Raw genomic sequence first — 8,975 nt, forward strand, 5'->3', positions numbered from 1 at the left:
GCGATGCTATGCGATGCGATCGGCCGGCTTACTGGCCGCGCAGGAACAACCGGTCCAGTTCCGCCACCGACAGCTGCACCCAGGTGGGCCGGCCGTGATTGCACTGGTCGGCGCGCTCGGTCTGCTCCATCTGGCGCAGCAGCGCGTTCATTTCTTCCACGGTGAGCTTGCGGTTGGCGCGCACCGCGTTGTGGCAGGCCAGCGTGGCGAGCAGCTCGTTTTGCCGCTCGGCCAGCACGCGCGAGCCGCCGAACGATTGCAGGTCGCGCAGGACGTCGCGCGCCAGCGCCTCGGTGTCGGCCTGCTTGAGCAGCGCGGGGATGGCGCGCACCGCAAGCGTGGTGGGCGAGACCGGCGCGATATCGAAGCCCAGCAGCGCGAGCGTTTCCTGGTGTTCCTCGGCGGCGCCGATCTCCATCGGGCTGGCGGTCAGCGTGACCGGGATCAGCAGCGGCTGCACCGCCAGCTCGCGCGTCTCGAGGGCGGTCTTGATCTGCTCGTAGAGGATGCGTTCGTGGGCGGCGTGCATGTCCACCAGCACCAGGCCGCGCGCGTTCTGCGCGAGCACGTAGATGCCGTGCAGTTGCGCGATGGCGAAGCCAAGCGGGTTGGCGTCGCCGGCTGCCGGTTCCTGCCGCACGGGGGCGTCGAGCAGTCCGGGCGGGTCGTTTTCGCGCGCGGCCTGGGCGTCGGCCAGCCAGGCCGGAGGCGTGGACGAGCCGCCCGCGTAGCCGGCCGATGCCGGCGCGGCGGGGCGCGGGAAGCCGCCGCCGGGCTGGATCGCGTCGCGCACCATGCCGAGGTAGGCCTGGCGCGGCTGGGCGATGCCGAGCTCGGTCTGGCGCGCGGCGGCGGTGTAGTCGACCCAGGGGCGCGCGCCGGCGCCGCCGCCCATGCCACCGCCCGTGCCGCCACCCATGCCGCCACCCGGCGCGCTGCCTCGTGCCGCGGCGGCGCTGCCGAAGCTGCCGGGGCCGGCGCGCGGCACCATGGCGGGCGCGCCTTCGTCGACCGCGCTGCTATGCAGGCTGTCGCCCTGTTCGCCGGCCTGGCGGGCCAGGCAGCGCTGCACCGCGTGGTAGACGAACTGGTGCACCGCGCGCGATTCGCGGAAGCGCACTTCGATCTTGGACGGGTGCACGTTCACGTCCACCATTTCCGGCGGCAGGTCCATGCACAGCACGTAGGACGGAAAGCGGTCGCCGTGCAGCACGTCCTGGTAGGCGCTGCGCACCGCGTGGTTCAGCAGCTTGTCGCGCACGTAGCGGCCGTTGACGAAGAAGAACTGCTGGTCAGGGCGGCCGCGCGAGGCGGTCGGCAGGCCGGCGAAGCCGTACAGGTGCAGGGTGTCGGCTTCCTCGTCGAGCGGCAGGCGGGCCCGCGCAAAGTCGGCGCCGAGCACCTGCGCCGTGCGCGTGGCCACGTCGCCGCTGTTCCAGTGCTCCATCGGGCGGCCGTTGTGATGGACCGTGATGCTCACGTCCGGGCGCGCCAGCGCGGCGCGCCGGACCATCTCCAGGCAATGCCCGAACTCCGTCTGTTCCGATTTGAGGAACTTTCTGCGCGCCGGCGTGTTGAAGTAAAGGTGCTGCACGTCGACGGTGGTGCCGACGCCCCCGGATGCCGGCTGCACGCTGCCAGTATCGGCGGCGACCTGCGTGGCATGGGCGTCGTCGGCGGTGCGGCTGGTCAGGGTCAGCTCGGAAACCGAGGCGATCGAGGCCAGCGCTTCGCCGCGAAAGCCCAGCGTGAGCACGGACTCCAGCTCGTCGAGCGAGGCGATCTTGCTGGTGGCGTGCCGCATCAGCGCGACCGGCAGTTCGGCGGCGGGGATGCCGCAGCCGTTGTCGGCGATCACGATGCGGCGCACGCCGCCTTCCTCGAGACGGATATTGAGCTGGGTGGCGCCCGCGTCGAGCGCGTTCTCCAGCAGCTCCTTGACCACGGAGGCGGGGCGTTCCACCACCTCGCCGGCAGCGATCTGGCTGATCAGCTGGTCGGGCAGGGGGCGGATGGGGCGGGGCGGCTGGGCGGGGCGTGTGGCTTCGGCAGGCATGGGCGGAATTATACGTGGGCGGCGCGCCCGGCCGGCAGGTCAGCGCGGCGGCTGCGGAAGCGAACGGATCGGGTGACTTTGAAGCCGGTCCGCTCTTGTATGATGTGGGCTGAATCTAGAACGGGGATCGAATTGGATATCGCTTTGCAGTTCATCGACATGTTGCTGCACGTCGACAAATACCTTGGCACCGTCATCCAGAACTATGGCGCGTGGGTCTATGCCATTCTTTTCGCGATCGTCTTCGCGGAAACCGGGCTGGTGGTGCTGCCGTTCCTGCCGGGCGATTCCCTGCTGTTCATCGCCGGCGCCTTCTGCGCCACGGGCGCCATGAACGAGTGGGCCCTGGTGGGCCTGCTGCTGGTGGCGGCCATCGGCGGCAATACCGTCAACTACATGGTGGGAAGCTGGGTGGGGCCGAAGGTGTTCGACGGCCATTGGCGCTTCCTCGACCAGACTGCCCTGCGCAAGACGCACAATTTCTATGAACGGCACGGCGGCAAGACCCTGGTGATGGCCCGCTTCCTGCCGATCGTGCGCACCTTCGCGCCGTTCGTCGCCGGCGTGTCGCAGATGACCTTCGCCAAGTTCCAGCTCTTCAACGTGCTGGGCGCGGCGGCCTGGGTGCTGGGCCTGGTGTTCGCGGGCTATTTCTTCGGCAACCTGCCCTTCATCAAGCAATACCTGAACCTGATCGTGCTGGCAGGCATCGGCGCGGCCGTCGTGCCGCTGGTGCTGGGCGGGCTGTGGAAGCTGGTGCGCGGCGGCAAGCGCCGGCCTTCCTGAGGGTGGCAATGGGCGGGCTGCGCGGCGCGCGGCCCGCCTGGCTCAGTTCACGCTGCGGCTCATCATGCGCAGCGCCGGCATGCGGTCCCGGATCTGGGTCGTGTCGGCCGCATCGGGGCGCGCTATCACATAGGCTTCCAGGTCTTCCAGCGCCGGGCGGAAACACTCCAGGTTGGCATAGGCCAGGCCCCGGTCGCGCACCTCCTCGATCGAGCCCGGCAACAGGATCACCAGGCGGTTCTGCACCGCCAGCAGGCGCTGCCAGCGCGACTCCTGCAGATAGATCGACTTGAGGTTGCGCAGCACGCGCGCCACGATCTCGCGGTGGCTGGCCACCTGCAGGAACAGGCCCAGCGGCACTTCGTTGGGATCGGCGATGCCCTCGCGTTCGAGATGCGGGTCCAGCATCTCCTGCAATTGCTCCTTCGACAGCGTCTCGCCCGTGAGCGGGTCCACCACCACCTCGCCCGCCGGGATCGACATCCGCACCAGGAAATGATTGGGGAAGGACACGCCCTTGAGTGGCAGGCCGATATGCTGCCCCAGCTCCATATAGAGCACCGCCAGCGAGATGGGGATGCCGCGGCGCTGCTTGAGCACCACGTTCAGGTAGGAGTTGTCGGGGTCGTAGTAATCGTTCGCGTTGGCGCCGAAGCCCAGGTCGCGGTAGAAGAAATGATTGAGCAGGCGCAGGCGCTGGATGGCCGGCGTGCCCTCCGCGACGCGGCGCTTGAGCCGTGCCGCGAGCACGTCCAGGGCGGCCAGCTCGGCCTGCAGGTCCAGGTCCGGATAGGCATCCTGGGCGAGCGAGAGCACGGCCTCGGTCAGTGGGATACCGTGCTCGTCTGCCACGAGGCTGGCGAAGTAATCCAGGACTTTCGTGGTTGTCATTGCGGCTTTCCTGAATACGGCGTGTTGGCCATGCCTGCCGGCACGACCTCGACTGCCTTGACCCTGTACCGCGCGCTGTCTCCCGGTTCTGTGCGGCGCGTACGCACGCATACGGCGCCGCTGCATCCGGCCGATAGACAGGCGGGGCTTCCTAGCCGGCTCTCCGCTTGAATGCGGAGTATCTCAGCCCCATGAGCCACAGTGTACCGAAGTAGACGACCGCTGCAAGTACCAGGCAGGAAGCGAGCAGCGCGATGCGCAACAGCGGCGTGGCACCCAGGGCCACCCAGTCGAAGGTACGCGCGAACCACAGCAGCATGCCGGCCAGCAACAGGACCGCAGTCAGCAGCTGGGCCAGGAACAGCAGCCAGCCCTTGGCCGGCGTGTAGAAACCGCGTTTGCGCAGGCCCAGGAACAGCAGCAGCGCGTTGACCGTGGCGCCGAAGCTGATCGACAGCGCCAGCCCGGCATGGCCGAAGCGCGGCACGAACACATAGTTGGACAGCTGCGTGATCACCAGCACCAGCAAGGCGATCTTGACCGGCGTGCGGATATCCTGGCGCGCGTAGAAGCCCGGCGCCAGGATCTTGATCAGGATCAGTCCGAGCAGGCCCGTGCCGTAGGAAACCAGCGCCTGGCGCGTCATTTCCACCGCGTGGGCGTCGAACTTGCCGTAGTTGAACAGCACCGCGGTCAGCGGCGCGCCGAACACGAACAGCCCCACCGCGCACGGCACGGCCAGCAGGAAGGTCAGGCGCAGGCCCCAGTCGAGCAGGCCGGAGTATTCGGCGCGGTTGTCGTCTGCGCTGGCCTTGGACAGGCTGGGCAGCAGGATGGTCCCCAGCGCCACGCCCAGCAGCGCGGTGGGAAACTCCATCAGGCGGTCGGCGTAGGTCAGGTAGGACACGCTGCCCGCGGCCAGGCGCGAGGCGATATTGGTATTGATGATCAGGCTGATCTGCGCCACCGAGACCGCCAGCAGCGCCGGTGCCATCTGCCGCATGACGCGGCGCACGCCGGGGTCCGACCAGGCCGCGCGCAGGTCGAAGGTCAGGCGCGGCATGACGCCGAGCCGCCGCAGCGCGGGGACCTGCACCGCCAGCTGCAGGATGCCGCCCACCAGCACGCCCCACGCCTGCGCGTAGATCGGCTGCGCCATGTGCGGCCCGACGAACAGCGCGGCCACGATCAGGCACAGGTTGAGCAGCACCGGCGTGAAGGCCGGCATGGCAAAGCGGCGCCAGGTATTGAGGATGCCCGAGGCCAGCGCCACCAGCGAGATCAGGCCGATGTACGGGAACATCACCCGGGTCATGAAGACCGCCGCGTCGTAGGTCTCGCCGCCTTGCCGGTGGAAGCCGGTAGCGACCACCAGCATCACCAGCGGCGCGCCGATCACGCCGAGCAGCGACACGCCCATCAGCACCCAGGTCATCACCGTGGCGACTGCGTCGATCAGGGCGCGGGTCTCGCCTTCGCCGCGCTTGCTGTGATATTCGCCCAGGATCGGCACGAAGGCCTGCGAGAACGCGCCTTCGCCGAAAATGCGCCGCAGCAGGTTGGGGATGCGGAACGCCACATTGAAGGCGTCGGTCATGTCCGAGGCACCGAAGGCCCGGGCGATCAGGATCTCGCGCACGAGGCCGGTGATGCGCGACAGCATCGTCAGGCTGCTGATGGTGGCGAGCGCTTTGAGCAGGTTCAAGATGGGTCGGCGGCAAGGGGAGAGGCGGCGGTGGCATGCTGCGTGCCACCGGGCGGACCGGCTTGAGACGCCGGGCGCGCGCCAAAGTTGCATCGGGGCCACGCGGGGCGGGGCCGGTGTGGCGCGTATTATACGGTTTGGCCCGGCGGCTCCCCGTCCGCGGCCGTTTGCGTCACCCCGCCAGTGTTCGGACGTGGTCCGGCTTGCCAGCTGCTTTTTCTTCTGTGTATAATTGCCGATTCACAAGGATAGTTGCGTTCCGGATTCGTGTGCCAGTGCATCCCGGGTCGCTTGATGTGCACTTAATTGTGTCTGCGGTTTTGTCCGTGGGGCACGCATCTGAATTCAGGATATCTACTTAAATGGCAAATTCCGCACAAGCCCGTAAGCGCGCTCGCCAGGCCGTCGCCCAAAACGCTCACAACTCCAGCCTGCGCTCGCGTCTGCGCACCGCCGTGAAGGCCGTCCGCAAGGCGATCGAAGCTGGCGACAAGGCCGCCGCCGCCGAGATCTTCAAGAACTCGCAATCGATCATCGACGCCATCGCCGACAAGAAGATCGTGCACAAGAACAAGGCTGCACGCCACAAGTCGCGCCTGTCGTCGGCCATCAAGTCGATGGCTGCCTGATAGCAGCCGCTGCGCCCGGCGCATGCCAGGCGCCTTCCGGCACCACGCCGGCCATCGTGTTCCATACCGGCCTTCTGGTGGGTACGTAGCGCGGCGGTCCGGTGGCAAGCCGGGAGCGCGAATCGCATTGCGCGATTCCGCACGATAAAAAAGCTCGTCATTCGACGAGCTTTTTTATTTTCCGCTTCTCTTTGCCGTTGCCGCGCCTTTCCTTGTCGCTTCGCTATCCCTTCGCCGGGCGCATCGCCGTTCACGCCGGTGCCGCCGCTGCGGGGCGACCGGCCGGCCCCGCCCGCTTACTCGAGCGAGCAGGCCTCGACCAGTTGCAGGTCGTTGTCGCGCGCGAAGTTGAGCACGAAGTCTAGCGCCTTGGGTTCGATGTCGCGCAGGCGCGCGTCCACCACCACGGTCTTCACGTTGCTGGTCATCACGGGCCGCACGTAAGGGGAGTAGGTGAGGCGTGGATCCCCGGTGTCCCCTTCGGGGCGGAATTGCGCCATCACGCCACACAGCCGTTCAGCCCAGTCGCTTGGACGGAAGGTCTTGCCTTCCTTGGTAATGCCTTGGATGAAATATTCGCGAACGATGGGCTTCATTGGACTGCGGGGATAAGACGGGTGACTCGACGGTAAACCCGCCAGACTTGACCAGACGGAAGCCCTTTTGACGCGGCCAGGAAACGTTTGGTTCGTTTCTTTTCCGGCCAGGGGCAGCGGGGGCGTCGGTGTCGGCGGGGGCACTTTTGATGCCGGCAGCGGGCGGGGGCATGGGTATGCCTGGCCCCGCGTGAATCAGCCAGTATTATATCTTATATAAGACTGGCGCATAAGCTCCGGCGCCGGTCCTCCGCGCGCCGCAGGCTCGCCAAAGCAGAAATAATCCCTTATGATTCTTACAGTTAAATTGCGCAAGCGACGCGAAAGGCGGCTCCGCGGCATGCTCGGGTCATGAATCCTTCATGACGGTGTGCCCCAACCGAGCCGCCTTCTTTGTTTTATGAGCCCAACTTCGATCAAGCATTACCTCCAGTTCAGCGACCTGACTCCCGACGAGTATGAGTACCTGCTGGACCGCGCGCGGATTCTGAAGGCCAAGTTCAAGAATTACGAGACATGGCACCCGTTGCACGACCGCACGCTGTCCATGATCTTCGAGAAGAATTCGACGCGCACGCGCCTGTCGTTCGAGGCCGGCATCCACCAGTTGGGTGGCCATGCGGTCTTCCTGAACACCCGCGATTCCCAGCTCGGGCGCGGCGAGCCGATCGAGGATGCGGCGCAGGTGATCTCGCGCATGGTCGACATCATCATGATCCGCACCTTCGGCCAGGAGATCATCGAGCGTTTCGCCGCGCATTCGCGCGTGCCGGTGATCAACGGCCTGACCAACGAATACCATCCCTGCCAGGTGCTGGCGGATGTGTTCACCTATATAGAGCAGCGCGGCAGTATCCGCGGCAAGATCGTGGCCTGGATCGGCGACGCCAACAACATGGCCTACACCTGGATCCAGGCGGCCGAGCGGCTTGGCTTCACCTTCCATTTCTCGGCGCCGCCGGGCTACCAGCTCGACCCGGCCATGGTGCCGCCTTCGGCCGCGCACCTGGTCAAGGTATTTGCCGATCCGCTGGCCGCCTGCCAGGGCGCGGACCTGGTCACCACCGACGTGTGGACCAGCATGGGCTTCGAGGCCGAGAACGACGTGCGCAAGCGCGCCTTCCAGGACTGGATGGTGACCACGGCCATGATGGACCGCGCCGGCCCCGACGCGCTGTTCATGCACTGCCTGCCCGCCCACCGCGGCGAGGAAGTCGAAGCGGCGGTGATCGACGGGCCCAAGAGCGTGGTGTGGGAAGAGGCCGAGAACCGCCTGCACGTGCAGAAGGCCCTGATGGAATACCTGCTCTGCGGCCGTTACTGAGCAGGGCCGGCCGGAGGCGCCGTGCGCAGCGCATGGCGCACATCGGTCACGCCGGGGCGGCGACCCCGCGCCGCCTGAGGGCCGCAAGTGCCGCCCAAGCCCGGGCGGACGTGTCAAAATAGCGGTTTTCCGCATCAATCTCTCGCGTGTCCGGCAACCATGCCGGCCGCGCTTACTTTGCGCATCGAGTCGAACATGAGCGATATCAAGAAAGTCGTGCTTGCCTACTCCGGCGGGCTGGACACTTCGGTGATCCTGAAGTGGCTGCAAGACACCTATCAATGCGAGGTCGTGACCTTCACCGCCGACATCGGCCAGGGCGAGGAACTCGAACCTGCCCGCCAGAAGGCGCTCAAGTTCGGCATCAAGCCGGAAAACATTTTCATCGACGACCTGCGTGAAGAGTTCGTGCGCGACTTCGTCTTCCCGATGTTCCGCGCCAACGCGGTCTACGAAGGCGAATACCTGCTGGGCACCTCGATCGCGCGTCCGCTGATCGCCAAGCGCCAGATCGAGATCCTGCGCAGCACCGGCGCGGATGCCGTGTCGCACGGCGCCACCGGCAAGGGCAACGACCAGGTCCGCTTCGAACTGGGCTATTACGGCCTCGAGCCGGGCGTGAAGGTCATCGCCCCGTGGCGCGAATGGGACCTGCTGTCGCGCGAAAAGCTGCTGGCCTACGCTGAAAAGGCCGGCATCGACATCGACATGAAGCACAAGAAGGGCGGCGCGCCGTACTCGATGGACGCCAACCTGCTGCATATCTCCTTCGAAGGCCGCCACCTGGAAGATCCCAAGGCCGAGGCCGAGGAAGACATGTGGCGCTGGACCGTGTCGCCGGAGAACGCACCGGACGCGGCCGAATACCTGGACGTCGAGTTTGAGGGCGGCGACATCGTCGGCCTGAACGGCAAGCGCATGACCCCGGCCGAAGTGCTGACCGAGCTGAACCGCCTGGGCGGCAAGCACGGCATCGGCCGCCTGGACC

The 8,975-nt window shown here is 66.7% G+C and carries 8 protein-coding genes; 4 read left to right on the top strand and 4 right to left on the bottom strand.

Translation table 11 applies throughout. The annotated features are described in order from the left end of the window. Positions 1-28: 28 nt before the first annotated feature. On the bottom strand, positions 29-2,056 hold the full coding sequence (gene mutL, locus AC1DKV_RS10570; protein WP_441618505.1) for a DNA mismatch repair endonuclease MutL: 2,028 nt from the start codon (positions 2,054-2,056) through the stop codon (positions 29-31). A 159-nt stretch (positions 2,057-2,215) separates the two neighbouring features. On the opposite strand from mutL, the gene AC1DKV_RS10575 reads away from it, so the two are divergent. Beyond that, a complete protein-coding gene (locus tag AC1DKV_RS10575; protein WP_441618722.1) occupies positions 2,216-2,842 on the top strand; it encodes a VTT domain-containing protein in 627 nt (208 codons plus the stop codon). A 42-nt stretch (positions 2,843-2,884) separates the two neighbouring features. On the opposite strand, the gene AC1DKV_RS10580 is transcribed toward AC1DKV_RS10575, so the two are convergent. Both AC1DKV_RS10580 and murJ read right to left on the bottom strand, forming a co-directional pair. Further along, positions 2,885-3,733 carry a SirB1 family protein gene (locus AC1DKV_RS10580; protein ID WP_441618507.1) on the bottom strand — a complete coding sequence of 283 codons (849 nt, stop codon included), beginning with the start codon at positions 3,731-3,733 and terminating at the stop codon, positions 2,885-2,887. 151 nt (positions 3,734-3,884) lie between these two features. Continuing rightward, positions 3,885-5,438 (bottom strand): murein biosynthesis integral membrane protein MurJ, encoded by a 1,554-nt coding sequence (gene murJ / locus AC1DKV_RS10585; protein WP_441618509.1) that lies wholly within the window; start codon positions 5,436-5,438, stop codon positions 3,885-3,887. 362 nt (positions 5,439-5,800) lie between these two features. Between murJ and rpsT the strand changes: the two genes are divergently transcribed. Further along, positions 5,801-6,067, top strand: a complete 267-nt coding sequence (rpsT, locus tag AC1DKV_RS10590) for a 30S ribosomal protein S20 (RefSeq protein ID WP_006157537.1) — start codon at positions 5,801-5,803, stop codon at positions 6,065-6,067. Positions 6,068-6,363: 296 nt separating this feature from the next. On the opposite strand, the gene AC1DKV_RS10595 is transcribed toward rpsT, so the two are convergent. Beyond that, positions 6,364-6,663, bottom strand: a complete 300-nt coding sequence (locus tag AC1DKV_RS10595) for a DUF3579 domain-containing protein (RefSeq protein ID WP_441618511.1) — start codon at positions 6,661-6,663, stop codon at positions 6,364-6,366. A 400-nt stretch (positions 6,664-7,063) separates the two neighbouring features. Between AC1DKV_RS10595 and argF the strand changes: the two genes are divergently transcribed. Both argF and AC1DKV_RS10605 read left to right on the top strand, forming a co-directional pair. Then, entirely contained in the window at positions 7,064-7,987 is a 924-nt protein-coding gene (argF, locus tag AC1DKV_RS10600; protein WP_441618513.1) for an ornithine carbamoyltransferase, read from the top strand. A 195-nt stretch (positions 7,988-8,182) separates the two neighbouring features. Continuing rightward, positions 8,183-8,975, top strand: a 793-nt coding sequence (locus tag AC1DKV_RS10605) for an argininosuccinate synthase (protein WP_477137601.1), incomplete at its 3' end; no start/stop codon positions are given.

Source organism: Cupriavidus sp. 05T41, from assembly GCF_056396525.1.

Bases quoted from the DNA above. Each gene is read 5' to 3' on its own strand.
- mutL (WP_441618505.1), bottom strand. From the start codon at position 2,056: ATGCCTGCCGAAGCCACACGCCCCGCCCAGCCGCCCCGCCCCATCCGC.
- AC1DKV_RS10575 (WP_441618722.1), top strand. From the start codon at position 2,216: ATGTTGCTGCACGTCGACAAATACCTTGGCACCGTCATCCAGAACTAT.
- AC1DKV_RS10580 (WP_441618507.1), bottom strand. From the start codon at position 3,733: ATGACAACCACGAAAGTCCTGGATTACTTCGCCAGCCTCGTGGCAGAC.
- rpsT (WP_006157537.1), top strand. From the start codon at position 5,801: ATGGCAAATTCCGCACAAGCCCGTAAGCGCGCTCGCCAGGCCGTCGCC.
- AC1DKV_RS10595 (WP_441618511.1), bottom strand. From the start codon at position 6,663: ATGAAGCCCATCGTTCGCGAATATTTCATCCAAGGCATTACCAAGGAA.
- argF (WP_441618513.1), top strand. From the start codon at position 7,064: ATGAGCCCAACTTCGATCAAGCATTACCTCCAGTTCAGCGACCTGACT.